At 55.9% G+C, this 26,797-nt stretch carries 30 protein-coding genes; 5 read left to right on the top strand and 25 right to left on the bottom strand.

The genetic code is table 11. The features are described 5' to 3' along the window. Positions 1 to 268: 268 nt before the first annotated feature. From flhB to FWJ25_RS05130, 23 genes are all read right to left on the bottom strand, one after another. Positions 269 to 1,405 carry a flagellar biosynthesis protein FlhB gene (gene flhB / locus FWJ25_RS05240; RefSeq protein ID WP_149599212.1) on the bottom strand — a complete coding sequence of 379 codons (1,137 nt, stop codon included), beginning with the start codon at positions 1,403 to 1,405 and terminating at the stop codon, positions 269 to 271. After that, positions 1,406 to 2,191 (bottom strand): flagellar biosynthetic protein FliR, encoded by a 786-nt coding sequence (fliR, locus tag FWJ25_RS05235; RefSeq protein WP_149599211.1) that lies wholly within the window; start codon positions 2,189 to 2,191, stop codon positions 1,406 to 1,408. 3 nt (positions 2,192 to 2,194) lie between these two features. Then, positions 2,195 to 2,464: a flagellar biosynthesis protein FliQ gene (gene fliQ, locus FWJ25_RS05230; protein WP_149599210.1), complete on the bottom strand. Its 270-nt coding sequence runs from the start codon at positions 2,462 to 2,464 to the stop codon at positions 2,195 to 2,197. An 8-nt stretch (positions 2,465 to 2,472) separates the two neighbouring features. Beyond that, a complete protein-coding gene (gene fliP / locus FWJ25_RS05225) occupies positions 2,473 to 3,255 on the bottom strand; it encodes a flagellar type III secretion system pore protein FliP (protein ID WP_149599209.1) in 783 nt (260 codons plus the stop codon). A 4-nt stretch (positions 3,256 to 3,259) separates the two neighbouring features. Continuing rightward, the gene (fliO, locus tag FWJ25_RS05220; RefSeq protein ID WP_149599208.1) at positions 3,260 to 3,706 is read right to left on the bottom strand and encodes a flagellar biosynthetic protein FliO; all 447 of its coding nucleotides are present in this window, start codon (positions 3,704 to 3,706) and stop codon (positions 3,260 to 3,262) included. Position 3,707: 1 nt separating this feature from the next. Then, positions 3,708 to 4,217, bottom strand: coding sequence for a flagellar motor switch protein FliN (gene fliN / locus FWJ25_RS05215; protein WP_149599207.1), 510 nt, complete (start codon positions 4,215 to 4,217; stop codon positions 3,708 to 3,710). After that, positions 4,210 to 5,208, bottom strand: coding sequence for a flagellar motor switch protein FliM (fliM, locus tag FWJ25_RS05210; RefSeq protein WP_149599206.1), 999 nt, complete (start codon positions 5,206 to 5,208; stop codon positions 4,210 to 4,212). Before fliM ends, fliN begins: the two co-directional genes overlap by 8 nt. A 59-nt stretch (positions 5,209 to 5,267) precedes the next feature. Then, complete coding sequence (locus FWJ25_RS05205) at positions 5,268 to 5,777, bottom strand: flagellar basal body-associated FliL family protein (protein WP_149599205.1); 510 nt, start codon at positions 5,775 to 5,777, stop codon at positions 5,268 to 5,270. A gap of 196 nt (positions 5,778 to 5,973) precedes the next feature. Beyond that, the gene (locus FWJ25_RS05200) at positions 5,974 to 7,098 is read right to left on the bottom strand and encodes a flagellar hook-length control protein FliK (protein WP_149599204.1); all 1,125 of its coding nucleotides are present in this window, start codon (positions 7,096 to 7,098) and stop codon (positions 5,974 to 5,976) included. Positions 7,099 to 7,203: 105 nt separating this feature from the next. Further along, the gene (locus tag FWJ25_RS05195) at positions 7,204 to 7,551 is read right to left on the bottom strand and encodes an Hpt domain-containing protein (RefSeq protein ID WP_149599203.1); all 348 of its coding nucleotides are present in this window, start codon (positions 7,549 to 7,551) and stop codon (positions 7,204 to 7,206) included. A 24-nt stretch (positions 7,552 to 7,575) separates the two neighbouring features. Beyond that, a complete protein-coding gene (locus FWJ25_RS05190) occupies positions 7,576 to 9,330 on the bottom strand; it encodes an ATP-binding SpoIIE family protein phosphatase (protein ID WP_149599202.1) in 1,755 nt (584 codons plus the stop codon). Positions 9,331 to 9,358: 28 nt separating this feature from the next. Next, entirely contained in the window at positions 9,359 to 9,664 is a 306-nt protein-coding gene (locus FWJ25_RS05185) for an STAS domain-containing protein (RefSeq protein WP_149599201.1), read from the bottom strand. Between the two features lie 142 nt (positions 9,665 to 9,806). After that, on the bottom strand, positions 9,807 to 10,250 hold the full coding sequence (gene fliJ, locus FWJ25_RS05180) for a flagellar export protein FliJ (protein WP_149599200.1): 444 nt from the start codon (positions 10,248 to 10,250) through the stop codon (positions 9,807 to 9,809). Next, positions 10,250 to 11,638: a flagellar protein export ATPase FliI gene (gene fliI, locus FWJ25_RS05175; protein ID WP_149599199.1), complete on the bottom strand. Its 1,389-nt coding sequence runs from the start codon at positions 11,636 to 11,638 to the stop codon at positions 10,250 to 10,252. Before fliI ends, fliJ begins: the two co-directional genes overlap by 1 nt. Continuing rightward, positions 11,619 to 12,404, bottom strand: coding sequence for a flagellar assembly protein FliH (locus FWJ25_RS05170; RefSeq protein WP_149599198.1), 786 nt, complete (start codon positions 12,402 to 12,404; stop codon positions 11,619 to 11,621). Before FWJ25_RS05170 ends, fliI begins: the two co-directional genes overlap by 20 nt. Next, positions 12,404 to 13,447 (bottom strand): flagellar motor switch protein FliG, encoded by a 1,044-nt coding sequence (fliG, locus tag FWJ25_RS05165; RefSeq protein WP_149599197.1) that lies wholly within the window; start codon positions 13,445 to 13,447, stop codon positions 12,404 to 12,406. The genes FWJ25_RS05170 and fliG overlap by 1 nt, the downstream gene beginning before the upstream one ends. Continuing rightward, positions 13,440 to 15,167, bottom strand: a complete 1,728-nt coding sequence (gene fliF, locus FWJ25_RS05160; protein ID WP_149599196.1) for a flagellar basal-body MS-ring/collar protein FliF — start codon at positions 15,165 to 15,167, stop codon at positions 13,440 to 13,442. The genes fliG and fliF overlap by 8 nt, the downstream gene beginning before the upstream one ends. Before the next feature lie 15 nt (positions 15,168 to 15,182). Then, the gene (gene fliE, locus FWJ25_RS05155; RefSeq protein WP_149599195.1) at positions 15,183 to 15,551 is read right to left on the bottom strand and encodes a flagellar hook-basal body complex protein FliE; all 369 of its coding nucleotides are present in this window, start codon (positions 15,549 to 15,551) and stop codon (positions 15,183 to 15,185) included. 227 nt (positions 15,552 to 15,778) lie between these two features. Then, positions 15,779 to 17,215 (bottom strand): sigma-54-dependent transcriptional regulator, encoded by a 1,437-nt coding sequence (locus tag FWJ25_RS05150; RefSeq protein ID WP_149599194.1) that lies wholly within the window; start codon positions 17,213 to 17,215, stop codon positions 15,779 to 15,781. Positions 17,216 to 17,227: 12 nt separating this feature from the next. Further along, entirely contained in the window at positions 17,228 to 18,466 is a 1,239-nt protein-coding gene (locus FWJ25_RS05145; protein WP_149599193.1) for a sensor histidine kinase, read from the bottom strand. 239 nt (positions 18,467 to 18,705) lie between these two features. After that, on the bottom strand, positions 18,706 to 20,145 hold the full coding sequence (locus FWJ25_RS05140) for a sigma-54 dependent transcriptional regulator (RefSeq protein WP_149599192.1): 1,440 nt from the start codon (positions 20,143 to 20,145) through the stop codon (positions 18,706 to 18,708). Positions 20,146 to 20,215: 70 nt separating this feature from the next. Beyond that, positions 20,216 to 20,545 carry a flagellar protein FliT gene (gene fliT, locus FWJ25_RS05135; RefSeq protein WP_149599191.1) on the bottom strand — a complete coding sequence of 110 codons (330 nt, stop codon included), beginning with the start codon at positions 20,543 to 20,545 and terminating at the stop codon, positions 20,216 to 20,218. An 80-nt stretch (positions 20,546 to 20,625) separates the two neighbouring features. After that, entirely contained in the window at positions 20,626 to 21,984 is a 1,359-nt protein-coding gene (locus FWJ25_RS05130) for a DUF1329 domain-containing protein (RefSeq protein WP_149599190.1), read from the bottom strand. Positions 21,985 to 22,191: 207 nt separating this feature from the next. Between FWJ25_RS05130 and FWJ25_RS05125 the strand changes: the two genes are divergently transcribed. Both FWJ25_RS05125 and FWJ25_RS05120 read left to right on the top strand, forming a co-directional pair. After that, a complete protein-coding gene (locus tag FWJ25_RS05125; protein WP_149599189.1) occupies positions 22,192 to 22,704 on the top strand; it encodes a DUF6586 family protein in 513 nt (170 codons plus the stop codon). Positions 22,705 to 22,756: 52 nt separating this feature from the next. Continuing rightward, on the top strand, positions 22,757 to 23,017 hold the full coding sequence (locus tag FWJ25_RS05120) for a hypothetical protein (protein WP_149599188.1): 261 nt from the start codon (positions 22,757 to 22,759) through the stop codon (positions 23,015 to 23,017). Positions 23,018 to 23,044: 27 nt separating this feature from the next. Here FWJ25_RS05120 and FWJ25_RS05115 read toward each other — a convergent pair whose 3' ends face one another. Together FWJ25_RS05115 and lexA are read right to left on the bottom strand one after the other, a co-directional pair. Continuing rightward, entirely contained in the window at positions 23,045 to 23,530 is a 486-nt protein-coding gene (locus FWJ25_RS05115) for a cell division inhibitor SulA (protein ID WP_149599187.1), read from the bottom strand. A gap of 39 nt (positions 23,531 to 23,569) precedes the next feature. Beyond that, positions 23,570 to 24,184: a transcriptional repressor LexA gene (gene lexA / locus FWJ25_RS05110; RefSeq protein ID WP_223163231.1), complete on the bottom strand. Its 615-nt coding sequence runs from the start codon at positions 24,182 to 24,184 to the stop codon at positions 23,570 to 23,572. A 155-nt stretch (positions 24,185 to 24,339) separates the two neighbouring features. Between lexA and FWJ25_RS05105 the strand changes: the two genes are divergently transcribed. The 3 genes from FWJ25_RS05105 to FWJ25_RS05095 are packed head-to-tail and all read left to right on the top strand — an operon-like array spanning position 24,340 to position 26,796. After that, entirely contained in the window at positions 24,340 to 25,341 is a 1,002-nt protein-coding gene (locus tag FWJ25_RS05105; RefSeq protein ID WP_149599185.1) for an amidoligase family protein, read from the top strand. Then, on the top strand, positions 25,334 to 26,059 hold the full coding sequence (locus FWJ25_RS05100) for a gamma-glutamyl-gamma-aminobutyrate hydrolase family protein (RefSeq protein WP_149599184.1): 726 nt from the start codon (positions 25,334 to 25,336) through the stop codon (positions 26,057 to 26,059). Before FWJ25_RS05105 ends, FWJ25_RS05100 begins: the two co-directional genes overlap by 8 nt. Before the next feature lie 53 nt (positions 26,060 to 26,112). After that, positions 26,113 to 26,796, top strand: a complete 684-nt coding sequence (locus tag FWJ25_RS05095) for an SIMPL domain-containing protein (RefSeq protein WP_149599183.1) — start codon at positions 26,113 to 26,115, stop codon at positions 26,794 to 26,796. The last annotated feature ends 1 nt before the right edge of the window (position 26,797 follow it).

The following is a 26,797-nucleotide window of genomic DNA, read 5'->3' as shown; positions in this document are numbered from 1 at the left end:
GCCTCCAACATTTTTGGGAGAATATCCCCATAAACATCTCATGCATCGGCATTACATCAGCCAGTAATACTGGCCAATTACTTTATCTTTCGACATTGCGGATATATCTCCTGAGTTAGAACGAGGTTAGGTGGGGCGGGCTTCCAAAACTGTGCGGAGCCATGGATGGCGGAGCTCAAGCGTCACATGGACGTGCCGTAAGGAGCGGGTTTTGGAAGCCCGCCCCACCTAACCTCAGATTCCCAATCCATCAGGCTACAATGCAGACTCAGACATCCCTGCGAAGATCAGAAGGAATCGGAAAATCAGGCATCCCAGGCTTGGGCCCACGTCCCTTGCGGAACTGGCGGAGTTGGAACACGTAGGCCAGGACCTGTGCAATGGCCATGTAGAGGCCATCCGGGATTTCTTCGCCGATGTCAGTGTTGTGATAAACCGCCCTCGTAAGCGGCGGAGTTCGCAGGACTTCGACTTTGTGCTCCCGGGCAATTTCCATGATCTTGAAGGCCACTTCATCGGCGCCCTTGGCCACGACAACCGGGGCTCCCATGCTCTGCTGATCGTATTTGAGGGCCACGGCATAGTGGGTCGGGTTGGTGATGACCACGTCAGCCTTGGGTACGTCTTCCATCATCCGTCGTTGAGCCATTTCACGCTGGAGTTGACGGATTTTGCCTTTGACTTCTGGTTTGCCTTCGGTGTCCTTGAATTCGTCTTTGACCTCCTGCTTGGTCATTCTCAGCTTTTTCTGGTGATCATAAATCTGAAAGGGCACGTCGATCATCGCAATGATGATGGTAGCGCAGGACAGCAGGAAGAAACTCCAGGCCAGTGTCCATACGACGTGCTCCATCGCGGGAACAGTGGGTTCTTCCGCAATGCTGAGTAAATCCTCAGTGCGGAGGTCGAGGATGAGGATGGCCACAGCCAGAACCAGTCCGACTTTAGCGATGGCTTTGACCAATTCTACGAGTGAACGCATGGAGAACATACGCCCAAGGCCTTTGATGGGGTCCATACGATTGAGTTTTGGCGCAATGGCTTTGCCACTGAAGAGCATGCCGCCTATTCCAATGGAGCCTGCGATGGCAGCAATGAGAAGCAGGATCAATATGGGCGATAGAGCAATCGCGGCTTCTTTGGCAGAGGCGATGAGCTGTATGCTCATGTGGCGGGTATCGAAGATGGCTGAGCGTTCGAGGACAAAGCTATCGCGCATGATGGCTTCAAGTGATGCCCCAAGGCTGGCGCCGAATATCAGCAGGCCGCCGGCACCCGCCAGCAGGACGGCCATGGTTGCCAGTTCCCGGGAACGGGCGGTCTGGCCTTCCTCCCGGGCTTTTTCGAGCCTTCGAGGCGTGGCCTCTTCCGTTTTTTCCTGACTGTTGTCGTTCTCTTCGGCCATCTAAGGCTGCCCTTGCAACTGCCGCATGAAATCATAGGTTTCCCGCGTGTACTGATCAAAATGCGGCAGGAAATTGGCGTGCAGTACCCATATGGCAAACAATCCAAAAATCAGGCCAATCGGGAAACCCAGTGCAAAGATGTTCATCTGGGGAGCCGCCCGGGTCATCACACCAAAAGAAATGCTTACGATCAGAACCGCAGTAACCGCTGGCAGAGCCAGTAGCATGGCAGAGGCGAACATCCAGCTGACCCTATGCGCCAGATCCCATACCCCTGCCTGGCCAAGCCCTTCCAGGCCGATGGGCAGGGTCCGGAAGCTTTCTATAAAGACTTCGAAGGCCGCCAGGTGGCCGTTCATGGCCAGGAACAGGAGTGTGATGGTGATGGTGTAGATCTGGGACAGGACAGGAACGTTTACTCCGTTGGCAGGGTCAACCATGGAGGCGAAGCCGAGGCCCATTTGCATCGCTATCATCTGGCCAGCGACAACAAAGAGTTGCCACAGGGCCGTCAGCGCGAAGCCCATGCCTACGCCTATCAGTATCTGCTGCAGGGTGATGACCACAGCATCAGCACTAAGAGCTTCAACCTGAGGGACTTCAGGGAGCATGGGGACGATAAGGATAGTCATCAGCAAAGCCAGGCCCATGCGAACACGTGCCGGAACTAACTGGGTGCCGAAGATGGGGATAACCATGAGGAAGCTGGCGATGCGGAACAGCGGCCAGATGTGCTGGCCGACCCATTGGCCGATGACGTCTGCGCCAATTTCCGCCGGGATCATGACTTAACCGATCAGGTACGGGATGCTGGAGATCAGCCGGTTGGCATGATCCAGCAGTTGAGTCAGCATCCAGGGACCGGCCACAATGATGACGATCAGCGTAACCAGCAGGCGCGGCAGGAAACTCAAGGTCTGTTCATTGATCTGGGTCGCAGCCTGGAAGGTACTGACCACCAGGCCGATGACCAGCCCCGGCCCGATGATGACGGCCGACAGCAACACAATCAGCCACAAGGCTTCTCGCAGGATGTCGATGACGGTTTCCGGAGTCATAGCGCCTCCTATAATCCGTAACTGGCAGCCAGTGTACCCATAATCAGGGCCCAGCCATCAACCAGTACGAACAGCATGATTTTGAACGGCAGTGAGATGATGATGGGCGACAGCATCATCATACCCATGGCCATCAACACGCTGGCAACCACCATGTCGATGATCAGGAACGGGATGAACAGTATGAAGCCGATCTGGAAGGCAGTCTTGAGCTCACTGGTCACAAATGCCGGCATCAGCACCCAGAATGAGACGTCTTCCGGGGTATCATATTGTTCATCTGCCATTCGGATAAACAGAGCGAGGTCACTTTCGCGAGTTTGAGCCAGCATGAATTTCTTGACCGGCTCGCTGGCCAGTTCCACGGCTTCAAGAGATGTCACCTGCTCCTGAAGATAGGGCTGAAGCCCGACTCGGTTCGCTTCTTCGAACACCGGCTTCATGATGAAGATGGTCAGAAACAGGGCCAGTCCCAACAGGATCTGGTTGGATGGTGTGGCCTGCAACCCCAGGGCCTGTCGGAGGATAGCAAAGACAACGATGATCCGGGTGAAGGAGGTCATCATCATCAGCATCGCGGGCAGGAAGGTCAGCGCGGTCATCAGCGCCAGGATTTGCAGGGTAACCGAATATTCCTGGGCGCCCTCACCGTCTCCGGGCTGGACAGTCACCGCGGGGATACCGGGTATTCCAGAAGCGGGAGGCTCCTGAGCCAGCGCTACTTGCCCGCATGTCAGCCCCAGAATCAGGATCAGTAACGGACTGATTCTTTTGAACGTAGCAACGATCATCGGGTCAGTCGTTCCTTGTGGGTGAGGTCCAGTTCTTGCCGATCATGCCTTGCAACCGACGGGCAAAGTCCCCGGACGGAGCGCTACCGGGCTCAACCACAGGTTCCTCAAATACCTGAAGTGTCCGGATGGTCGTTGGCGTAATACCGAGCAGTATCTGTTGCCCACCGACTTCAATCAGTGCGATGCGCTCCCTTGCCCCGAGCGCCATGACGGATACCACTTTGATTGCATGGTTGTTAGCACCGGTCATCCCGCTCATTCGGCGAATGATCCAGGCACAGCCGTAGATGATAGCAATCACCGCCAAGAGCCCGACACCGAGGCTGACGAGTGTCCCAACCGTGTCAGGAGCCTTGATAGCCGAAGATTCGGCAGCCTCCTTGGCCTCCTGAGCCAATACCGTGCCCGCTGGCAGCCACAGGAGAAGGCTCGCGATGGAATACCGCATGTTATTTCTGCAACCGTTTGATGCGTTCACCCGGGCTGATAACGTCTGTCAGGCGGATACCGAACTTTTCATTGACCATCACAACCTCGCCGTGGGCGATCAGGGTGCCGTTGACCAAGACATCCAGCGGCTCACCGGCAAGACGATCTAGCTCAATCACCGAGCCCTGGTTCAGTTGCAGCAGGTTCCGTATGGGAATCTGGGTGTTTCCGACTTCCATGGAGATGGTGACCGGAATATCGAGGATGACGTCAAGATCCGGTGACATATCATTGCCCTGCGCCGGGCCTCCGTGATCAAACTCTTCCATCGGCGCCGTCTGAACATTGTCCTGTTCAGTCGCTTCCGCTTCAGCCATGGCCGCAGCCCACTCATCTTCGGCAGACCCGGACTCCTCTACGATATCCGCATCTTCCACATCGCCGGACTCTTCCATGGCAGCTTCCCACTCAGCGGCCAGCTTTTCGTCTTCGCTGAGCTCCTGCTCGTCCTTCTTGTTGTCGTCAGCCATTGCGTCCCACCTTCAGTTGTTTCTTGACCTTGGGCAGCGTTGCCCGTTCATGAATTTTCAACGCCAGTTTTCCGTCACGGGATCCCATGGTTGCCTTGTAGATTGGGATACCATTGGCCGTTACCGTCAGCTTATCGGGAATTTCGACGGGAATAATGTCGCCAGCTTTCAGGCCGGCAATGTCTCTGAGGGAAATGCGACGGCGGCAAACGGTTGAATTAACAGGTACGTGTACGTCTTTAATATCTTCCTGCAAAGCACTGACCCAACGCTCATCGACATCGTCGATGTCACTCTGAACCCCGGCATCCAGTACGTCACGAATCGGCTCTATCATTGAGTACGGCAGGGCGAAATGCAGCTCGCCGCCACCGCCGTCCAGTTCGATATGGAAGGTACTGACTACCACCACCTCACTGGGGCTTACAATGTTAGCCATGGCGGGGTTCACTTCGGAGTTGAGGTACTCAAAGTCGACTTTCAGCACCGCCTGCCAGGCTTCACGCATGTCATGGAACACCTGATTCAGCACCATCTGGACAATGCGGGTTTCGGTAGGGGTAAATTCACGGCCTTCAATCTTCGCGTGCCGTCCCTCGCCCCCAAAAAAGTTGTCCACCAGTTTGAATACCAGCTTGGCATCAAGAACGAACAGAGAGGTCCCCCGCAGCGGGCGAACCTTGCAGAGGTTGAGGCTGGTAGGAACGTATAGCGTGTGAATGTATTCACCAAATTTCATGATCTGAACGCCGCCGGTGGAAACGTCGGCATTCCGGCGCATCAGATTGAACAGACTGATTCGGGTATAGCGTGCGAAACGTTCATTGATCATTTCCAGAGTCGGCATCCGGCCCCGGACAATCCGATCCTGACTGGCAAGGTCATAGGACTTTACGCCGGTATCATCGGTCTCTTCATATGTATCGATATCACCGTCATCCACACCGTGGAGTAGCGCATCGATTTCATCCTGTGACAACAAGTCCTGCATGTGTCGTCCTGCCCGTCAGTTACCTTACCCGTGTTGGGTCCTGATTCTCTCTGTGGCCCTTACTGCACCACAAAATTCCGGAACAGTACCTGCTTGATAGCAGGCTCCCCTTCCTGTTCCAGCACCTGGTTCACCGTCGTCAACATTTTGTCAGCGAGGCCACGGCGGCCTTCCGGCGTCTGCAATTCGTTGAAGTTGCTGTTTCCCAGCACCATCACCAGTTGGCTACGTATGAGTGGCAAATGCAGTTGCGCAGCGGCCAGAGCCTGAGCGTCCACCGCCTCCAGCGACAAATAAACCTGTGCGTAGCGCTGACGCCCTTCTGCCTGAATCGTGGTAACCAGCGCCTTTTCCAATTCGATATAGGTGCTGGGTACAAATTGCTCTTCGGCTGGTGTTTCAGCAGCTGCGTCGCCACTATCCATCCCGGGCAAGCTGCCTCCCAGGAACCACAGCGTTCCCACCACCGAAAGCACGATAGCCAGTATGACCACCACAGCCAACAGGATGATCATTTTCAGTTTGCCTTTCTTGGCAGGTGCTTGGTTGGACGCGTTGTTTTCAGCCATAGTCTTCGCTTTGCCAGAAATTCGTCACCTTGAGCCAAACCGGGCGACTTTAATGGATGGAATGCAAAGGCTGGGCCAGAAAGCCCATCCTGCCTGATCAGAACCGCAGTTTAGCGCTGCTGGGGAGGATGGGCAAAACCGATTGGATATGGTGGAGAGAAAGGAGTTTTAAACAGAAAACATGCAGTTGAAGTGATCAGGCAAAGATATCCACTTCGCCTTTCCAGCTAAGATCCAGGGACCCACTCTCCATAACGTCGCCATCCACTTCAGCGTTACCCGACGCGAACCCGTTCTGTCCGGAAGAATCGCCATCCCCATTACCTGAGGCCTGGCCGCCCGCTTGCTGCTGCGGGGAGTCAGATACATCGAACTGAGCCAGCGACAGCCCCTGCTCTCCCAACATGTCACGCAACCGGTGAGAATGAAGTTCCAGCTGATCGCGAACCACCGGGTTGGCAGCATGGACCGTGATGTTGGCCTGCTCGTTGTGAACCTTAACCTTCACTTCCATCGGCCCCATGTCCGGTGGCGTCAGATGGATTTCCGCCACAGACATATTGCGCGCGGTCAGAAAACTCAGTTTGCCAGCAACTTTATCGCCCCACTCTGCATGCCCTATCGGTACAGCAACGGACGTCGTATAGCTGCGCAGGGGCACAGCAGTTTCCTGCGCCATCCTGGCGGCCTGATTTCCAGCCTGTTGAGAAGCCATATCCATCGCCGCCTGAAAACGCGCTGACGCGGCAATGGAAGCCGAATCGACCGGTCGACTGCTTTCCGCTCCTTGCGCCCCTATGACGGCTTCAGACAACTGAAGACCCTGGGTCACCCCTGGCAGGGCCTGCCCGCTCTTTCCAGAATTCGCGCTCCCGGGCAAAACGCCAGGGAGTTGTCCTGACGACGAGTGACCAACAGCTCCTGAACCGGAGGTGCCGGCGGCATCAGACGCAGGTGCAGCTGGAACAAACAGTGACTGAAGTCCGACAAAGGTCAGTTCAGCCTCATCATCTTCTGATTGATGGTCAGTCGGCTCTGAATCTGGAGGGGTTGTGACTCTGGAAGCCTCAGAAGACTTCGCCACAGGATCTGAGGATTCAGCTTTTTCGTCAAGCCGGTCTGCCTGCCGGGCATCCTCAAGCGACTGAGACTCTTCGCTGCGCTCTGCCCGCTTGCGTTCCAGGCGATCCTGCTCGACTCGCGAGACAGAGTCATACCGGCTTTCGGGAGCGCCGGCTTCCCTGCTGTTACCGGCTTTGCTCGGCCCCATGTCTTTAGACATCCCGGGGGCAGGGGTTTGGGGAAGAACCATCTGTGGCATGGCAACCTCTTGCCGCTTTTATCAGGTGATCACCCAGTCATTGCCGGCGGGAAGCCGTTTTCGGGTGGTTTAACCTGAGACTGCAAAAGCGGTGCCAGAGCTGCCTCAGCGAACCAGAAATCCTTCAAACATATCGGTTACGATCTGGAATTCAGCCCTGATTGCAGCAAGCATCGCCGGCGCTCCGTCGAGCGAGTCTGCTTTCCCCGCCTTCTCTGCCTCCAGGCAGAGCTCGCCCAGATGCGGGGCTCCAATATTGATACAACTACCCTTAAAGCTGTGCGCCATCTTTGCAAACGCATCTGCATCATTGGCATCTGCCGCATGCTGAAGTCCGGCAATCCGTTCCCGGGAATCATTGACGAAGGTGTGAATAAGAACTTCGAATTCGTCTTCCATAACGTCCTGAAGCTCAGCCAAAGCCTCTTCATCAAGGTGCGGTTTATCGACCATACCAACCCCCTGTGGTCCTGTAGATCATTCCACCGTGGCATCCGATTGGGGCATGTTACCGGTATATTCCCAATCGTAAACGATCTCCACGTGATTGCCCCGGTGGTGAAATGTGACTGACTCCGCAAGTCGTTTAAGCAGCAGAATCCCCCGCCCAGCATATCGGGTACCACTGATTTCACCCTTCCCCGGATTCAATAGCGGGTGATTGATAAAATCAAATCCGGGGCCGCTGTCTTCACATATTACACGAAGTCGCCCCCCATTAGGTTGCACGCAATGATGCAGACTAAAGCGGATAAAATGACCTTCAACTCTGCCCAGTCGTTTCCGGCGCTCTTCGTAATAATGCCCGAAGCCTTCCGGCGACTGCTTCCACTCGGAGGGCAACTCCAACACACCGTGTTCCAACGCGTTGTTATATAGCTCCGCCAAAAGTGTATAAATTTCACCACTTTTTCTGCGAAGTCCCGGAACTTCCATGCAGATGTGCAGAAGTAATGGAAGCGGGCTGAATTCTCCCAGAGTGCGCTCCCGAATTTCATAGACGCAGTGCCACTCGTGGGGACCAGAGCGCACTGATGGCGCTGAGCGTTCTGGCATCGCAGCGCTTTCGGCAGCGTCTGTCATTTCGAGACAGAACAATGTCAGGTCGTCGCTGTCGGCGCTGTTATCGGTAAACCGGTGAACCTCTTCCATCATCGCGTCGTAGGCGTCAAAACCCCTGTCCAGCGCCCTTTCAACGCCGACCTCGCCGAACGTCTTGCCTTGGGCATCCCGGCATTCCAGGACACCATCGGTCATCAACAGGAGGCAGTCTCCCCTGGTGGTGGCCACGGTTTCCATGGTGTCATCAAATTGCTCAGGTTGCTGGATACCCAGCGGCAAGTGGCGGGACGGCAACGACAGACGCTTACCTGAACGACTGATCAACCAGCCATCAGGCAAGCCCCCGTTCCAGATTTTGAGCCGGTTGTGTTTGAAATCGGCTTCAACCATGGCACCACAGCAGAACATGCCTGTAGGCATGATCCTGTGCAGTTTCTGGTTGAGTTCCCGAAGAATATCAGCCCCGTTGAACCCCTTGGACGCCATGCCATAGAAAATCTCCGCCACAGGCATGGCACCAATGGCTGCAGGCAAGCCATGGCCGGTAAAGTCCCCGATGAACACCAGCATTCCGCCGGCGGGCCCGGGGGATGCAAACAACACATCGCCGTTGAAGATCGACAGAGGAGAGGCATGATGGCGAATATTGCCAGCGTTCAGGCAACCGGCATGCGCTACGTTGTCAAAAACCCGTTTCGCGACTTCTTGCTCATTCAGAAGCTGGCTGTTTCGTTCCCGAATCAGATCCCGCTGATCTGACAACGCCTGATGCATCAGACGCATCCGATTGAAAGCGTTGATTTTCGCTTCGATGATGACCCGGTTATACGGTTTACCCAGGAAATCATCACCACCGGCTTCCAGGCACTGGGCCAGTTCGCCAGCTTCTGACAACGAGGTCAGAAAAATCAACGGCACCATCTTCTCGCCGGCCAGGCGCTTGATTTCCCGGGCAGCCTCCATGCCATCCATGACGGGCATGAGTACATCGAGCAACACGATGTCCGGACCATAGACCTCGAAGCATTCTACAGCCTCGCGTCCATTCCGGGCGTCGCAGACCTCATGACCAAGACGCCTGAGCAGAGCCCGGAGGATTAACCGATCACTGTCGCTGTCATCCGCAATGAGGATTCTAAGGGGGCGGTCTTCGGTAACTGGCTCTCGCACTGAAGGTCCCTGGCTGGGGTCAACGGCATCACCGGATGGCGAATAACTGCTCGAAGTTGGAAATAGACAAAATGCGACGGACGTCGCTGTTGCAGTTTTCGATGGAGATCCGGGCACTGTCGCCACCAGCGAAGTCGCGAAGCAGTAGCAACATCCCCAACGCCGAGCTGTCAAGATAGGTAGTACTGGACAGGTCTACAATGTAGTTCCGTACACCCGGCTCGCCATGCTCGTAGGCATCCCGGAATGCCTGATGGGTGCTGAAATCAAATCGCCCTTCAATACTGATAACAAGGGTTTCACCATCTTCTCCGCGGCGCGTCTGAATCGACATACCGGTACCTCCGAAGCTCTCGCGCAATTACAGTTGCCACTAGGATACATCAGCGGTCAGTCTTCGGCTAAGAATAGTCGAACCACGCCCGCTTGGCATGGAGGCAAGATTGACATACAGCAATGAGGCTCTGCGTTGTTGATCAACGTTGCCGTCTTGCAAACGCCCGCCCTGCGGCCTCATCGGAGAGTTTCTGTTCACGAAGGTCCTGTTCACGTTGCTCCTGGGTGCGGCAGGATTCTATGTACTTCTCCATCCCCCGCTTGCGTTCCCAGGCCTGTTGCCACTCCAGGCGACGGGCTTCAAACAGCTGTTCAGCCTTCTCAAGCTGCATCTCCTGCTGCCTGATAACCTGATCCAGCTGGGCAATAAAAGCCTGCCAGGCTTGCAAGCGGGCTACCTGGATAACGCCTTGCTGGCTACTACGTATCTGATCCCTGTATTCCTGCTGGTAGCGATGCAGGCTCTCAATCTGCTGGCGCTGCTGGTCCACCACTTCTCGTGCCTGGCCCATCCGTTCAAGAGCTTCCTTCTCCTTACGCTCCTCCAGCGTCAGAACCACCGCTAACCGTTTGGATCGCAGCATTATTCCTTAACTCCAGGCGCGGGATTGGGAACCACCGTATTACGTCGTTCCGGAGATCGTCGTTCAGGCACTACGGATAGCAGCTGTTCGATGCTTTGCTGTAAAGGGGCACTTTCATTCAGACCCTGCTTCAGGAACTGGGTCATCTTGCCAATATGGGCAATCGCGAAGTCCGTTTCCGGATCAGACCCTTTCACGTAAGCGCCAACACTGATGAGATCCCGTGCCTGCTGATAGCGGGAATAAACCTGTTTGAAACGCTGGGCCCGGGAAAAGTGCTCCGGTTCGGTGACTTGTGGCATAACCCGGCTGATGGAGGCTTCGACATCAATCGCCGGATAGTGCCCTTCCTCTGCTAGCCGTCGGGACAGCACGATATGGCCATCCAGTATGGCCCGGGCGGCATCAGCAATCGGATCCTGCTGGTCATCACCTTCGGTCAGCACGGTGTAAAACGCCGTAATGGAACCCCCGCCAGGGCGCCCATTGCCCGTCCGCTCTACCAACTGGGGCAACTTCGCAAATACCGACGGCGGGTAACCCTTGGTCGCGGGAGGTTCACCAACTGCCAACGCAATTTCCCGTTGGGCCTGTGCGTAGCGGGTCAGCGAATCCATCAACAACAGAACACGCTTGCCCTGGTCCCGGTAATATTCAGCAATCCGGGTGGTGAGCATGGCGGCGCGCAGACGCATCAAGGGCGAATCATCGGCGGGGGATGCAACCACAACGGATCGCGCCAGGCCTTCGTCTCCAAGGATATCCTCAATGAATTCCTTGACCTCGCGCCCCCGCTCACCAATCAGTCCAACCACGGTAATGTCCGCATCTGTGAACCGGGTCATCATCCCCAACAGCATGCTCTTACCCACGCCACTACCGGCAAACAGGCCAAGACGCTGGCCCTGCCCCACAGTCAGCAACGAATTGATCGCACGGATACCCACGTCCATCGATTGCCGGACCGGCGCCCTGTTGAGCGGGTTAATAATATCGCCGGTTAACGATACCCGGGCTTCTTCCTGTAGCGGGCCTTTACCATCCAGCGGCTCACCACTGCCATTCACCACCCGCCCCAGCATCTGAGGACCCACCGGTACCCGGCTGGTGGCAGACAATGGAATAACCCGAGCCCCCGGCTTCAGGCCTTCAATGGCGGTGAGCGGCATCAGGTAGACTTTCTCGTCTTCAAAGCCGACCACTTCGGCTTCCACATTGCCAGTATCCTGGCCCTGGATCACACAGCGGTCGCCAACCACCATCGGACACCCAACACACTCCAGGGTCAGGCCTACCATACGAGTCAAACGGCCGGACAGCTCCGGTGATGGTCCACTTGCAAGGGCGCCCTGATAGCGAGAGAGGCGATCAGCCAGCGTCGACGTCATCGCTATCTCCTTCCTCAATGTTGCCATTGAGTTCGGACTGCTTGTCGAACATAGTTCTTACGGCTTTCTGAAAGCGTTTTTCTACGGTGAAATCTACCAGGCTGTTTCGGGTTTCGACCCTGCATCCGCCGGGGCGCAGCGCAGTGTCTTCCACAATCGAGGCAGGTGCATCCAGCCGCGTTGCGACGTCGCCTACCAGAGCCGCGTCGTCAGGGTGAACGTGAATCCGCACGTTTTCAGAGGTGGAAGGCAGTGCCTCAATGGCCCGGCGAACCACAGACTGGATCTGGGATGAGTCCATAGCGAGTTCGCGGCAGACAACCGCCCGGGCCAGTTCGGTCGTGAGATTGACCAGGGCTGATTCCAATTCGTCCTGATGACGACTGATCGGTTCCAGAAGCTCACCCATCACCTGTTCCAGCCGTTCCAGCTTGTCAGTCACGTCTTTCTGGCTGGCGTCCAGACCTTCCCGTTCGCCTTTTTCCCGGCCTTCTGCAAGCCCGGTTTCCAGCCCTTCCTGATGGCCTTTTTCATGGCCCTCGGTGAAGCCTTGCTGGAAACCGGCATCACGACCTTCCTGAAATCCGTCTTCCCGGGCAGCCTGACGAATTTCATCTATGTCCGCCGCAGTAAGAGGCTTGACCTCGCGCTCCTCGACCCTCGGAATCTCGTTGCCCGAAGCATCCAGCAACGGCAATTCCCAGCGCTCGTATGCTGTCAGTTGTTCCTTGGGTATGGGCTCAGAGCCTTTGGAGGAATCTTTCATCACATCATTTCTTCACCGGCGCCACCGAGGGATATTTCGCCCGCCTCAGCCATACGCCGTGCAACGGTAATAATATCCTTCTGCGCCGACTCGACTTCGCTGACCTTGACAGGCCCCTTGGCTTCGAGATCGTCCTGAAGCAGCTCAGCGGCCCGCTTCGACATGTTTTTGAAGATCTTGTCCTTGACCGCATCGTCGGCGCCCTTCAGGGCGACAACCAACACTTCTGACGAAACCTCACGCAGCAAGGCCTGAATTCCACGGTCGTCGATATCCTTCAGGTTATCAAACACAAACATGAGGTCTTCGATGGTCGAGGCAAGGTCCGGGTCCATGTCCTTGATAGAATCCATCAGAGAGCCTTCAATGCTCCGATCCATGAAGTTCATGATGTCCGCCGCCCGCTTGATACCACCGATGCGACTGGTCTGGGCTGCAGACCCGCCGGAGAACTGTTTCTCAAGAATATCGTTCAGCTCCTGCAAGGCCTGGGGCTGAATACTTTCCAGCGAAGCAACCCGCATCATCACATCCAGCCGGACCTTTTCATCGAGAGTCGCCAGAATTTCGGCCGCCTGGTCTGGATCAAGGTAAGAAATAACAATGGCCTGAATCTGAGGATGCTCGTAACGAATGATGTCGCCCACTGCGCGGGGCTCCATCCATTTGAGAGTGTCAAGGCCGGTGGTGTTACCGCCAATCAGGATCCGGTCGATCAGGCTCGCAGCCTTGTCTTCACCCAGAGCCTGGGTAAGCATGGTGCGGATGTAGTCGTCGTTGCCAACACCCAGGCCGGTCTGTCCGCCAACGGCGTCAACAAACTGATTCAGCACGAAAGTGACGTCTTCCTTACTGACATCCTGCATCTGTGCCATGGCAACCCCAACACGCTGAACCTCCTTGGGTCCCATGTGTTTTAGCACCTCGGCGGCGTCGGCCTCACCGAGCGACATCAGGAGGATTGCAGCCTGCTCCACCCGGGGAATTTTCCGGGTTGGCTTATTGGGCGCACTCCCGCCCTGCTGGTTGGCTTGATCAGTCATCGACATTCACCCACTGGCGCATGACCTGGGCAACCCGCCCCGGGTCTTCCGCAATCAGGCCTTTCAATGCATTCAGCTGCCTATCATAGCTGTCCGTTGCGCCCGGCAAAAGCAGTTCATCCTGAGAAGACATGGCCGCTTTGAGCGCATCTCCGCCTTCAATACCGTCCAGATCTCCGTAGCCGGTTTCCGCCAGATCACCGCCGCGCTCTTCCTTACCACCGCCAGACAGGCTTTTCAGGGTCGGGCGCAGCAGCCCAAGCACCAGAACCAGAATGACCAAGCCAGCCAGCACTTGCTTCATAAGATCCCAGAACCAGGGTTGTTCCCAGAAGCCCGGGGCATCAAACACCACGGCTTCCTCTGGCGCGAACGCCGTATTCATAACGGTAACGCTGTCACCCCGGGCTGCCGAATATCCAACAGCATCCCGGACCAGCATACTCAGCCTCTGGAGTTCCTGCTCTGGCCAGGGCTGGTAACTCACTTCGCCGGTTTCCGGATTAACAACTTTCATATCATCAACGGCAAGGGCCACCGTTACACGTTTGACCCGCCCCAGCTCCTGCCGGATATAGCTGACACTGCGATCCATCTCGTAGTTGCGAGTGGCCTCAGTCCGGACATTAACCGGAGGCGCTGCCGGGGCATTCTCGCCGTTCGCATTGGCTCCGCCCTGGGCATTACCGTTAGCTTGCTCGGGCACCGTCGCGTTGGCGGGAGGCTGGTTCGATAAGGCCCCCGGGATACCCACCGGCCCATTGGAGTTTCGCTGTTCGGTCAGTTCCCGCTCACTTCTGATTGCCTGCTGATCAGGATTGAAGACCTCTTCCGCACGTTCAACAGAAGAGAAGTCCAGGTCTGCCGATACCTCGGTCCGGTACCGCCCTTCCCCGACGATTGGCGCAATCAATGACGCCACCCGCCGGCTCAGTCGCTCTTCAACCTGCGCTGTGTATTCATACTGGTCCTTCATCCGGTCAGTATCGTTCTTGACCTCTTCCCCGGTCAGGAGGTTGCCGTTCTGATCCACAACGGTGACGCTGTCTCTTTTCATCAGCGGAACGCTGCCCGCCACCAGATTGACGATGGCGCTGATCTGCTCCTGCTCGGGACGACGACCAGCAAATACCTCGAGGAACACAGAGGCGGACGGTTCCCGGGTATCTCTAACAAACACCGAGCGCTCAGGAATGGCCAGATGCACCCGGGCATTGCGAACACCACGCATAGCGGCAATAGTGCGGGCCAGCTCGCCCTCAAGACCACGGCGATAGCTGACAGTTTCCATGAATTGGGACGTACCCAGTCCGCGATCCTGATCCAGCAGTTCGTACCCCAGGGTTTTCTGATCGGTAACCCCCTCGGCCGCCAGTTTCAGACGCGCGTTGTATACCTGCTCGGAAGGAACCAGCAGCGCACCGGTACGGGGATCCATTTTGTAGTCGATGCCGTTACTTTCCAGGATCGTGGTAACGTCCTGCGGATTGTAGCCAGACAAATCACCAACCACCGGCTGATAGTTGGGTTCCTGAGCCCAAAGCACAACAGCCACACCAAGGGCTACGCTGGCTGCAAGGCCCACCATCAGGCCAATCTGGCGAAGCAGGTTCAGCCGGTTAAAACCAAGGAACAGATCGCTGCCGCTCTCAGGAGCATCATGACTCTCCTGGGCCGCAGGCATATTGGTTGACGCAGTATCTGCAGGAACGCTGGCCATGTCTCTGCTCCGTTATCAGATCGGCATGTTCATGATGTCTTCATAAGCGCGAACGACCCGGTTACGCACCTGGGTCAGCGCCTCGAACGACACCGAAGATTTCTGGGCCGCAATCATAACGCGGGTGATATCCACATTGGGGTCGCCCATATCGTAGGCGGTCCGGAGTTCACTTGCGTTCTGCTGCAGGTCATTCACGCTGTTCACCGCATTGCTGAGCATGTCGTTAAAGCTCGGCGTTTGCTGGATTTCCTGAACCTGACGCGGACCATCAATCCGGCCCCGGACCGACTGATCCTGCTCGATACGCTGGTTCTGCGCCATCTGCGCTCGCAGAGATCGAATATCAGAAAGCACACTATTGATGTCGGCACGCTGGACCATAACTCTCCCCCGATTCCTCCCCCATCCAGGAAGGACTTACTCGTGAAACACTGTTACATGCTTGTAAGCAAGGGGCAGGCCAGAAACCTTTTACTATTATTTTTCAATATATTAGAAGACATTACTGGCAAGCATCATTTAAAGATGACGGACTTTTGACAGACATAAAAAAGGCACCCGGAAGGGTGCCAGTACGAAGGATTCGTCAGGATTCAGCCAAGGGCGGGCTACGCCATAGCCAGTTCCGCATCGAGGTCTATCCCCGCATCCCGCATTTGCGCCAACTTGTAGCGCAATGTGCGCGGACTGATGCCCAGCTGCTCAGCAGCGCGGTTTCTCCGCCCGCGCTCCTTCTTGAGGGTTTGAATGATAATCCGGAACTCCTGCTGCCTCAGATCGTCACCAAGGGAAGCGGCATGCTCCTCTTGCAATGACTCCTGCGCGGCATTCCCGGAGGGCATGGGTTCGGTTGAATCGGCCGGCTGGCAGCGCTCCACCGGCTCGACAGCCGACGCGTAAATTTCACGCCCGGTGATTCCCAGCTCAAGGCAAAGGTCGCCCTCATGGATCACGTTACCCTGGTGCAGTACCAGTGACCGCTGGATGGCGTTATCCAACTCTCTCACATTGCCTGGCCAGGCGTGGCTCATCAGGGCAGATCTGGCATCCGGCGCGAAGGCAATCCCTGTCAGTTTCATCTTGCGGCAGTGTTTTTTCAGCAAAGAGGTCGCCAACGGCATGATATCCAGCGGGCGCTCCCGGAGTGGCTGCCAATGCATCGGGAAAACGGTCAGACGGTAATACAGGTCTTCCCGGAATTGTCCTTCCCGCACATAGTCGGCGAGATCCCGGTTGGTGGTTGCAATCACTCGCACGTCCAGGGCAATGGTTTTCCGGCCACCCACCCTCTCAACTTCTCGCTCCTGCAAAACCCGCAGCAGCTTGGATTGCAGCCCCAGATCCATCTCGGAGATTTCGTCCAGCAAAATCGTACCGCCGTTAGCCTGCTCAAACTTGCCCGGCGATGCAGATACCGCTCCCGTAAAGGCGCCCTTCTCATGGCCAAACAGAATGGCTTCCAGCATGTTTTCCGGAATCGCAGCACAGTTGATCGCCACAAAGGGCTGATCTGCCCGGGGGGATTGCTGATGTATGTAACGAGCCAGCACTTCCTTACCGGTACCGCTCTCCCCGGAAATCATGACCGTGGAATCGCTGCCTGCGACTTTCGCTGCCAGCTGGAACATGCGTTTACTGACCGGATCCTCGGCGACCGGGGCATCCGTTGCCTTCTGGCGAACGCCTCCAACGACCTTGGTCACCGCATCCACCAGAACCTGTGGCTCGAATGGTTTGACAAGATAATCGATAGCGCCCGACTGCATGGCAGAAACCGCATGACTGATCTGACCATAGGCGGTAATCAGCATCATCGGCAGCCCCGGATAGAGCCGCTGGACTTCAGACAGCAATTCATGACCAGACATACCGGGCATATTAACGTCGCTGACCACCATATCTACCGGTGACTCAGCCAGACTGGCCAATGCCTCACGGGCATCGCACGCCTCCCGCACCCGGAATTTCGCCAGTTCCAACGTGGTGACCAGCGCTTCACGCAGGTCGTGATCATCTTCAACGATCAGAATCTGAGCTTTGGCCATGGTTTTCTCCGATTATCCGTTATTCTTCAATTGCGGCAGGCGCAGGGTTGCCAAGGCGCCACCCTGCTCCGGCGATTCAATGGAAAACCGTCCCTGATGCGCCTTGACTACGGCCTGAACCACCGCAAGACCAAGCCCGGTTCCATGGGACTTGGTGGTATAGAAAGCCTCAACCAGGCGACCGGCTTCCGCGGTGTCAAATCCCGGGCCGTTGTCGGCGACCCGAATCACCAGGTCACCCGCTTCGGACGCCACATCCACCTGCACGGCACTTGCGCCCGCCTCAATACTGTTATTGACGAGATTTGTACATGCACCAACCAGAGCATCCCGGTTACACATCAGACGGCGGTCCCCGCCTCCGGCATGATTGAAGGTCACCGTGGTAGCCGGTGTACGCTTGATACCATCAAGAGCCGCTCCCAAGGCAGATACCAGCTTCCCCACTGACAGCTGTTCCGCCAGGCGGGTTTCGCCGCGGGCAAAAATGAGCATATCCCGGACTTGCTGTTCCAGATGGGTCAGCCGGGACATCAGCCGCGAGGCACAACGCTGGCGCATTTCATCGTCCAGATCGTCCTGAGTAAGATGCCCACCGTAGAGAATGGCCGCAGAGAGTGGCGTACGAATCTGGTGGGCCAGAGAGGCCACCATTTTGCCCATGGCGGACAGACGCTGGGCGTGGGCAAGCTGGGACTGAAGCTGACGGGTTTCGGTCAGATCCGTTAGCAGGATCAACTGCCCTGGCTGGTTTTCCATGGTCCGGATTTCAATACTGACCCGGCGACCATCCTTGAGGGATACTTCATGGCCATCATCTCGACGGGGCGCAAAGCAACGGCGAATCACGTCAACCCAACGCTCTCCATCCAGTGGCTCACCGAGAAGCGAAATCGCTGCCGGGTTTGTCTGGGTAACCACGCCCTGACTGTCCAGCACGACGACCCCAGCCGGCAAGGCCTTCAGAAGCGTGGAGAGTCGATCAGCCAGTTGTTCTTTCTCTTCCAGTTCCTGCTGTCGCTGCATGGTTTCTTGGGTCAGCTCACCAGAAAGCTGGTTCACCCGGGATTCGAGAGTTCGGTATGAGTCGGTGATCTGCCGGGACATGCGATTAAACATCTCCAGCGCAGAGTCCACGGCCTCTTCACCCTGGGCGGGAAACAACGCGGTCACCTTGTCATTAGCGTCCGCCGCTGCATTCGCCTGCGCCTGATGCATTTCGGAGTGGACCATGGATTGTGCCTGACTCATAAACTTGCCCCCTGACCGGTCCGATGCCGGACCGAACCATTCGGATGATTCGTGTACACGGTCCCAAGCGAGCAGCGTGCCAACTTGATTTTTTTCTTAATTTTCAGTTAGAAAGAAATTTAAAAGGATCGAGGATGACAATTTTACGTCGCCCTGAAATGACAACGGCGTCGCAGGTTACAAACCTTTGACGCCGTAATAAGGAGACTGAAACCGTTATAACCGTGAGCCGATCAGCTTCAGACCTCTTCTTCCCGAAGGCCGTATTTGCGGACCTTCTCCACCAGAGTAGTGCGGCGAATCCGGAGCTTCTCAGCAGCCCTGGCAACCACGCCGCTGGCTTCGTCCAGCGCCTGCTGAATCAACTGCTTCTCCAGATTGGACAGATAGTCCTTCAGATCAATGCCATTAACCGGCAACAATGCCGGCGCATCCAGCCCCACCAGTCCCGGCACACCCGACGGCATTCCGGAATCATCCACCGGGCGATTCTCATCATAGTCGTCCACATACCGGAACTTCTTCGGCAACTCCTGAACCCCGATCACGCCGTAAGGATGCATGATAGCCAGACGCTCAACGAGATTCGCCAATTCCCGGACATTGCCTGGCCAGTCATGGCGGCACAAGCTCATGATCGCCGCTGAATTCATCCGCAACGAGCCACGCTTCTCCTTTTCCATCCGGGAGATCAGCTCGTTGATCAACAAAGGAATATCTTCAACCCTGTCCCTTAGCGCTGGCATCTCGATCGGGAATACATTGAGCCGATAGTAAAGATCTTCCCGGAAATCCCCGGACTCTATCATGTCCTCAAGGTTCTTGTGGGTTGCTGCAATGACCCTGACATCCGCAGACTGAGTACGATTACTGCCAACACGCTCGAACGTGCGCTCCTGAAGCACCCGCAGAATTTTCACCTGCATGTTCAGAGGCATATCGCCTATTTCGTCCAGGAACAGCGTACCGCCTTCCGCCATTTCGAAACGCCCTACCCGAGCGGTAATCGCGCCGGTGAAAGCACCTTTCTCGTGGCCAAAGAGTTCACTCTCAAGAAGTTCGGCGGGAATCGCGCCGCAGTTAACCGGTACAAAGGGCTTATCACGGCGTGTTGAATGGTAGTGGAGGTTGCGGGCAACCACCTCCTTGCCAGTACCGGACTCACCTGTAATCAGCACACTGACTTCCTTATCCGCCACCTGCTCCATGAGCTGGCGAACCTGTTGTACGCTGCGACTGGTACCTACCAGGCTGCGAAACAACTGTAACCCACGCTGCTGTCCCCGTTCCCGGGAGCGGCTGAACTGATCCCGAAAGATCTGGGCCCGGTACAGAGAATCCACGAACTTGGTGTAATTAAGCGGCCATTCCATCCGGGCGATAACCCGCGCCGAATCATCATCCGACAACCCTTTGAGAGCCGGGTCTCCGATCATCAGGACCGGAATCCCCTGAACCGCCGTACAAAGGCCCGTGACCGTATCAGCGACAGAAGCATCTTCACCATTCATAATCGCCATAGATACGTCAGCCAATGCATCGCTGCCAGATCCGAGCATTGCGAAGGCATCCTCACCGGACACAATGTCTTCTTCTCCAATAAACTCCAGAATCGTGACGATATCCCGACGTCTCGATTCATCCTCGCTCAGCACCAGCACCTTGTTGTCTTGAGGCATTCAGTGAAATCTCTTCATGGATTTGTGCCGTATTTAAGACTGTAAGCGCGTCGGAGTCAATTTTATGACGCTAAGATGAGCGATTCGTCGAAACATTCTGATAAGTTCTGGCTGCATTACGGTTCTGATTGACCCCCTTCAGGGCTTCCCGCGCCTCATTTCTCGCCTTTTCGGCACTCGCGTTGGCCGCGTCAACAAATTGCTGTATTTCCTGCAACCGTGTACGCACAGTTTCTGCATCCACTTCTCCGGCTGCCAGAGATGCCATCAGTGGCTCTACTGAGGGCTTGACCTCAGCATTCAACTTTGCGAGCGCCTCCCAGTCGCTGTCTGCGAGGGCCCGGCCAAGATCCCCCATCAGACGATCCAGTTTATCCAGGTGAGCTTTTACATCCGCCATCGCCTGTCTCCTTGTATGCATTTGCCGTTAGCAAAACAAAAAGGGGCCGGTAAAACCGGCCCCTTTTGCTGGTGAGGAGTTTAGCGGCGAGCTGCGCGACGGGCAGCGGAGGCCGAAAACTCCTTGCTCCGGAACCCGGGGCTGAAGTCATATGCCGGGAATCCGTCGCTCAGGCCATCAACGTAATACCGCTGGGCCTTGAGGTCATAGGTCATCTCCATGGTAGTCCAGAACACCGGCTCACTGTAGTAGCTGATGTTGTGAGCTTCGGAAACACGCCAGAGATTGCCAGCATTATCGTACTCCTCAGAGACGAGAATCTGCCAACTGTCTTCATCTACATAGAACACACGACGACTGTAAATATGGCTGATACCGGTACGTACCGTGGCTTCAACTACCCACACCCGGTGCAATTCATATCGGGTCAGTTCCTGATTGATGTGGCGTGGACGAATCACATCGTCAGGGCGCACACTTTCGTCATGCAACTGGTAGGCGTTATAAGGAACGTAGATCTCACGTTTCCCTTTGAGCGTCCAGTCGTATTGGTTGGGGGCACCGTTGTACATATCTTTCTGGTCAACCGAGCGCATTGATGAAGAGTTTGGCAGATCAGTTTCATATGCAAGATTGGGTGACCGGCGCAGGCGACGGGATCCCGAATCATAGCGCCAGGCCAGGCGGGGCGACCGGATCTGGTCCAGGGTTTCGTGAACAAGCGTGATGGTACCAGCAATAGAAGGCGGAGAAATCGTGTCTGTTTTCAGATAGAAAATCTTGTTATCGATTTCTTCCAGCTCTGCCCCTTGTTTACTGTACGCGATGAAATAATCGTATTGATTGACCACCGGGTTAAATGAACCGTCGGTCATCGGCGTGGCAGACGCACTACGGAACGAAACTTCTTCCCCCCGATAACGGAGAATATGGTTCCAGATCACCTCAAGGCCATTTTCAGGAATCGGGAACGGGCTGGTAGCAATAGTGTTCCGTACGCCATTACCGTTATCCAGCAACTCGGCCGTCAGGGCGTTTTCCCTGGTCTTTCGATAAATTCGATCCGGGAACGCAGCACTACGACGGGTTTCGTAAACCGGCATGTAAAAGTCAGGAGCGTACTCCTGAAGCAGCTTCAAATGCCCATCGGTCAGTTTGTCCCGATAGAGATCGGTATTATCACCGTTGATCACAAACATCGGCTGGTCATCGGGGTAAGGATTTACCTCTACATCTCCCGCCTTCCAGTTTCCGGGTGGCGTTTTCAGGCCCCCGGTCCAGGCCGGGATTGTGCCTGACGCGTTGCCCGCCCGCTCTGCTCCCAACGGAGTCAGATCCTTATCCAGCCGTGCCGCTTCCGCCTCAGTAACCTTGGCCAGGGACTGAGTCGAGAAGCCGACCAACACTGCTGCCACACCGGCGACCAGTTTGTTACGCATCCTCACCACCTCCAGAAAATCATTCCGTTATGCAGCAGGATTGCCAATACAATACCGAGCTGCCCGTGGCATTTTCACCAAATTCAAACGACCGTTTCAACTGCAATTTGTATCTTCTTGTGTCAGTGAGGAGCCGGTCCATGGGGGAGGAAATGAAGCCACGGAGGTGGTAAACTGGCCAATCGTTATTCCGGTTGTAGGTAACTCATGGCCTCGCAGTGGCACTCTTTAGTCTCTCAGAAGCTGTTTCTGGCCCGCACGTTACTTGGCCAGTTAGAAGGTGCTTCAGACCGCAACTCGAACACGGCAGTACCGGAAGCCGAGCAGGCACTGAGGCGGGAGGCGGCCATTCAGGGCGCCATTGAACTGATGATTCGGTCGAGAAGGCTGCTTCTGGGGATGGTCGCGAGACTCTATCAACACAAGTCTGCAGAACCATCCACGTTGGCGGAACTCGCTGTGGTGATTGGCGAAACCCCGAATGAACTCCGGCGTTTGCGGGAACTGGAACTACAGGCCGGAAGCTGGTGGAACCATCTGGATCAGCTGGAAACAGCCCAGAGCCGACCCCCTGCCCCACGAAAAACAGTGAGTGCAGAGAACATTATCGCCGTCGCAGCAGAAACCGGACCGGATCGCTCCACAGCCTCACTGCTTAAGACTCTGGACGCGATGAAAAATTTTGCCAATGATCTGGCTGAGCAGCACAGCGAGTGGTAATCCACCCTGCCATACCTGGATCGCAAATACTTAAAGTTAAAGGTTTTATTGAATGTCTCCGTCGTTTTTCGAAATTGTACAACTCAGCAATGGCGACTATGCACTGCGCCGCGTTGATGACGACACCGCACCGCTGGTAAAAATTTCGTTTTCGGACGAAGCTCGCGAAATGATGGAAGATCGTGACATGAATGTTGCCAAGGCAATGATCGCCGCCGGCATTGAAGCCGTTGGCAATATTGCCCACGACATCGACTGGGAAGAGGAGGAAGCCGAACTGGCCGAATCCCAGCCCAGCTATACCCTGCACTGATTTCCTGGCATCAGGGCCTACTGCAGATCAGCGCTGTCGAAGGACAACCCCGTGACTGTTTCCTTTTGCAGAGGCCTGTTGCAAAGCTTCAAAAGCTGAACGCCCCAGCTTGCTCGTCCACATCACGACGGCATGACAGGTACCCGCGCTGAGCGCTCTTTCCGCTAGCTGCTGCGCCGGATACTCGGCGGTGGAACGCAGCACCAGAAGCTCGCCAGCCACAATACCATGCATTTTCTGCCACTTACTGACCAGCTCGTGTGGCGGATCAATCCACGCCAGCCAGCGTTTCTCCTGGTTCAACTGGGTAAGCATGGGCAGTAACAGCTGAAAGTTCTCTACTTGCCCCTGAGGCAAAATGATCTCGGTGACGTTACCCGCGACCGCCGGTTCAGCCGCATCCGGTTTACGTCGGGCACGAATTACCGTGCGCCGTTCGGAAGAGGCCGGTACCTGATAAGCCATGGCACCCTGCTGATAAGCCAGATTCTGATTAAAGCTGAGCTGTTCCATGATTCACCTGCTTTCCAGTTTCCGTTAGTTCCAGTTCGATCAGTGCAGATCGGAACGCCGGATAACACCAACACCCAAGCCTTCGATAAAAAGCTGCTGCTCTCTCAGATCGACTTCGATCGGAGCAAACTCTTCATTTTCCGCGATCAGGTAAACTTTCGACCCTTCCTTTCGGAAACGCTTCACCGTGACTTCATCCTCACCTACCCGGGCCACAACCACCTGTCCGTTATGAACATCCTGGGTACGGTGAACCGCAAGAAGGTCGCCATCCAGGATGCCGATATCCTTCATGCTCATACCACGAACCCTGAGCAGGTAATCAGCCGATGGAGAGAAGAATTCCGGCCTCAGGGTTACATGATCTTCAATATGTTCCTGAGCCAGAATCGGGCTACCTGCAGCGACCTGACCAATCACTGGCAAGCCAAGGTCTTCCTCGGTTTCCGGCAGGCGGATGCCTCGACTGGCACCGGGTACCATTTCGATTGCGCCTTTACGAGCCAGAGCCCGAAGGTGTTCTTCCGCGGCATTGGCCGAGCGGAACCCCAGCTCTGATGCAATTTCCGCACGCGTAGGGGGATACCCTGTTTCATCCAAATAGCGCCGGATAATATCCAACACCTGTGATTGCCTGGCTGTCAGCTTCATCAAGCCTCTCCACCTGTTTTTATATACAGTAACTGAGACTATATACAGTGTTTTATCCAGTGTAAACCCTGTATCCACTTTTCTTTACCGGTGTGTAACAAGCTTTCACCGGCGGGTGTGATAGGCTCAGGAAGGAATCCAGATAATCAGGGAGCACTATGAACAGTACGAACGTCTGTAACATGCCCGATATCCTGAATACCTGTGATGGAAAGCAACGCCGTGTTGGCGTCGAGATAGAGTTGTCCGGGCTTGGCTACAAGGATCTCGTAGAGAAAGTCGCCCACCTGCTGAACGGACAGGCGCAGGAAGCTTCCCGTTATGTCACGCGAATGGAAACCCGGCATGGGACGTACACAATTGAGCTGGATTCGGATCCCATCAAGGAGCTGGACCTGGATGACGAACGTCTGCCCGACTCACTCCGGGAACTCAGTGGGCAGGCAATGGATTTGATCGATGCCGCAGCAGAGCTTGTGGTGCCGCTCGAAATCGTCAGCCCCCCACTACCATTCGGCGAGCTCGAGCAGGTTCAGACACTGGTCGACGAACTACGCGATGCCGGTGCGCTGGGCAGCCGCGAAGCACTGTATTATGCGTTCGGTCTTCAGCTAAACCCCGAGCTGCCAGACCTTAATCCGGAAACCATCGTCCGTTACCTGCAAGCCTTTGCAGCGCTCTATAACTGGCTCAAGCGCCGTCACCAGATTGATATCAGCCGCAAGTTCACCACCTATATCGAGCCCTGGAGCAACAGGTATGTTGACCGCTTGCTGGAGGATGATTATCAGCCCACGCTGTCCGGCCTGATGCATGACTATCTCGAGTTCAACCCGACCCGCAACCGGGCGCTGGACCTGTTGCCCCTCTTCGCCCATCTGGATAAGCCCCTGCTGGACCAGTACGTGCGGGATCCTCGCATAAAATCCCGGCCCACCCTGCACTATCGGCTGCCGGACTGCGACATAGACAATCCCGACTGGCACTTTTCAACGGTCTGGAATGACTGGGTTGTGCTGGAGCAAGTCGCCGCTAATGCTTCTGACCTGGCCGAGCTCAAGGCGCTGTACCGGGAGGCCCGAAAATTCAGTCTCCACAACCTGACACACAACTGGGAAGACTCCTGCGAAGACTGGCTGGCCGATAAAGGTTATGTCTGACAGCACTCTGTACGAAGAAGAAACGCCCGGGCTGACCATTGGTATCAGCGGCCCGGCGCGAAAAAGCACGGCGCTCAGGCTGATCAGCCTGGGACTGAAAATGTGCGGTGCCCAAACCCATTATATTCGGCCTGGGGCCCACACTGACGTGTCTCTTCTGGACGGATTGGTGCTATCGGGCGGCACCCACGTGCATCCGGAACGCTATGGGCAGCAATCCCGGGTAACAGCCCGGTACGACCGCAAAAGGGATGACACCGACCAACGCTTGCTGGAAAGCGCGGAGCAGATAGGGCTGCCGGTACTTGGCATCTGTCGCGGTGCCCAGTTCATCAATGTTTTCCATGGCGGCACACTTTGTCAGAACGTAACCCCCTTGCGCAATCACACCCGCCACCGCCCGCTGTTGCTCCCCTTGCAGACAGTGCGTGTGGTGCAGGGCACCCGGTTGGGAGGCATCATGCGCTCTCCTACCATTGGCGCAAACCGTATACACAGCCAGGCCATCAAGCGGCTGGGCGAAAACCTGCGTGTCGTGGCTGTCGACAATGATCTGTTCGTCCAGGCCATTGAGAATACCCACGAACAATGGCTGATGGGCGTGCAATGGCACCCGGAATACCTGCTTTACCACAGCGGGCACCGTCGGATATTCAGTGAGTTTGTCCACGCAGCCCGAGAACTGAAGCTCGCTCGGCTGGAACCCGATGGCGAGTGAGAAACCCGAAATAATGCCATCAGGCATACATCAGGCATAAAAGGAGACATGCGATGATCGGATACAAAACCCTGTGCCACGCAATGCTACCAATGGCACTGCTGCCCGGCCTGGCCTTGGCAGGTGAAGTCACTCTCAGCGGCGAAGGCAGCGTACGTTACGAACCGGACAGCGCTCGACTTCAGTTTACCGCCAGCGCAGAACACGCATTACCCCAGAAAGCAACGGAACGGGTACACGGACTGATCGAACAGTGGCGCACAGCAATAGAGGAGTATCGTGGGCAGTTGCAAGACTACACAGACGCCAACGTTCAGCTATACAGCCGCACCGTCCAACCGACAGACCGTCAGGGAGAGATCGAGAAACAGGCCGTGGCGTCCCAGACTGTCAGCTTCAGCATCAACGACCTCAACCTGCTGAACCCGATTCTGGAACAGGCACAGCAGATCGGGCTCGACTATTCCCTCAACCCGGGCCAGTTTTTTCATTCAGACGAAAGCCGTTTTGAGCGAGAAGCGTTGGCCCTGGCCATTGCCGATGCCCGGTCTCGATGCGATTTCGTGGCCTCTCAACTGAAACAAACCTGTGGTGAGGTCGTCACCATCAACGTTAATGGCGGTTTCCGGCCACGCCCCATGATGATGGCCGAAGCGAAAATGGTTTCAGACACCGTATCCAGTGTCGGTATCCGTGAAATTCAGGCATCGGTGAACGCAACGTTCGAACTGGACTGAA

Source organism: Marinobacter salinexigens (assembly GCF_008370345.1).
GTDB lineage: Bacteria > Pseudomonadota > Gammaproteobacteria > Pseudomonadales > Oleiphilaceae > Marinobacter > Marinobacter salinexigens.
The sequence above is the reverse complement of the archived record's forward strand: the minus strand, read 5'-3'. Positions and strand labels throughout refer to the sequence as shown.

Excerpts from the sequence above, each read along its gene's own strand:
- flhB (WP_149599212.1), bottom strand. The coding sequence starts at position 1,405 with ATGGCCGAAGAGAACGACAACAGTCAGGAAAAAACGGAAGAGGCCACG.
- fliR (WP_149599211.1), bottom strand. The coding sequence starts at position 2,191 with ATGATCCCGGCGGAAATTGGCGCAGACGTCATCGGCCAATGGGTCGGC.
- fliQ (WP_149599210.1), bottom strand. The coding sequence starts at position 2,464 with ATGACTCCGGAAACCGTCATCGACATCCTGCGAGAAGCCTTGTGGCTG.
- fliP (WP_149599209.1), bottom strand. The coding sequence starts at position 3,255 with ATGATCGTTGCTACGTTCAAAAGAATCAGTCCGTTACTGATCCTGATT.
- fliO (WP_149599208.1), bottom strand. The coding sequence starts at position 3,706 with ATGCGGTATTCCATCGCGAGCCTTCTCCTGTGGCTGCCAGCGGGCACG.
- fliN (WP_149599207.1), bottom strand. The coding sequence starts at position 4,217 with ATGGCTGACGACAACAAGAAGGACGAGCAGGAGCTCAGCGAAGACGAA.
- fliM (WP_149599206.1), bottom strand. The coding sequence starts at position 5,208 with ATGCAGGACTTGTTGTCACAGGATGAAATCGATGCGCTACTCCACGGT.
- FWJ25_RS05205 (WP_149599205.1), bottom strand. The coding sequence starts at position 5,777 with ATGGCTGAAAACAACGCGTCCAACCAAGCACCTGCCAAGAAAGGCAAA.
- FWJ25_RS05200 (WP_149599204.1), bottom strand. The coding sequence starts at position 7,098 with ATGCCACAGATGGTTCTTCCCCAAACCCCTGCCCCCGGGATGTCTAAA.
- FWJ25_RS05195 (WP_149599203.1), bottom strand. The coding sequence starts at position 7,551 with ATGGTCGATAAACCGCACCTTGATGAAGAGGCTTTGGCTGAGCTTCAG.
- FWJ25_RS05185 (WP_149599201.1), bottom strand. The coding sequence starts at position 9,664 with ATGTCGATTCAGACGCGCCGCGGAGAAGATGGTGAAACCCTTGTTATC.
- fliJ (WP_149599200.1), bottom strand. The coding sequence starts at position 10,250 with ATGCTGCGATCCAAACGGTTAGCGGTGGTTCTGACGCTGGAGGAGCGT.
- fliI (WP_149599199.1), bottom strand. The coding sequence starts at position 11,638 with ATGACGTCGACGCTGGCTGATCGCCTCTCTCGCTATCAGGGCGCCCTT.
- FWJ25_RS05170 (WP_149599198.1), bottom strand. The coding sequence starts at position 12,404 with ATGAAAGATTCCTCCAAAGGCTCTGAGCCCATACCCAAGGAACAACTG.
- fliG (WP_149599197.1), bottom strand. The coding sequence starts at position 13,447 with ATGACTGATCAAGCCAACCAGCAGGGCGGGAGTGCGCCCAATAAGCCA.
- fliF (WP_149599196.1), bottom strand. The coding sequence starts at position 15,167 with ATGGCCAGCGTTCCTGCAGATACTGCGTCAACCAATATGCCTGCGGCC.
- fliE (WP_149599195.1), bottom strand. The coding sequence starts at position 15,551 with ATGGTCCAGCGTGCCGACATCAATAGTGTGCTTTCTGATATTCGATCT.
- FWJ25_RS05150 (WP_149599194.1), bottom strand. The coding sequence starts at position 17,215 with ATGGCCAAAGCTCAGATTCTGATCGTTGAAGATGATCACGACCTGCGT.
- FWJ25_RS05145 (WP_149599193.1), bottom strand. The coding sequence starts at position 18,466 with ATGAGTCAGGCACAATCCATGGTCCACTCCGAAATGCATCAGGCGCAG.
- FWJ25_RS05140 (WP_149599192.1), bottom strand. The coding sequence starts at position 20,145 with ATGCCTCAAGACAACAAGGTGCTGGTGCTGAGCGAGGATGAATCGAGA.
- fliT (WP_149599191.1), bottom strand. The coding sequence starts at position 20,545 with ATGGCGGATGTAAAAGCTCACCTGGATAAACTGGATCGTCTGATGGGG.
- FWJ25_RS05130 (WP_149599190.1), bottom strand. The coding sequence starts at position 21,984 with ATGCGTAACAAACTGGTCGCCGGTGTGGCAGCAGTGTTGGTCGGCTTC.
- FWJ25_RS05125 (WP_149599189.1), top strand. The coding sequence starts at position 22,192 with ATGGCCTCGCAGTGGCACTCTTTAGTCTCTCAGAAGCTGTTTCTGGCC.
- FWJ25_RS05120 (WP_149599188.1), top strand. The coding sequence starts at position 22,757 with ATGTCTCCGTCGTTTTTCGAAATTGTACAACTCAGCAATGGCGACTAT.
- FWJ25_RS05115 (WP_149599187.1), bottom strand. The coding sequence starts at position 23,530 with ATGGAACAGCTCAGCTTTAATCAGAATCTGGCTTATCAGCAGGGTGCC.
- FWJ25_RS05105 (WP_149599185.1), top strand. The coding sequence starts at position 24,340 with ATGAACAGTACGAACGTCTGTAACATGCCCGATATCCTGAATACCTGT.
- FWJ25_RS05100 (WP_149599184.1), top strand. The coding sequence starts at position 25,334 with ATGTCTGACAGCACTCTGTACGAAGAAGAAACGCCCGGGCTGACCATT.
- FWJ25_RS05095 (WP_149599183.1), top strand. The coding sequence starts at position 26,113 with ATGATCGGATACAAAACCCTGTGCCACGCAATGCTACCAATGGCACTG.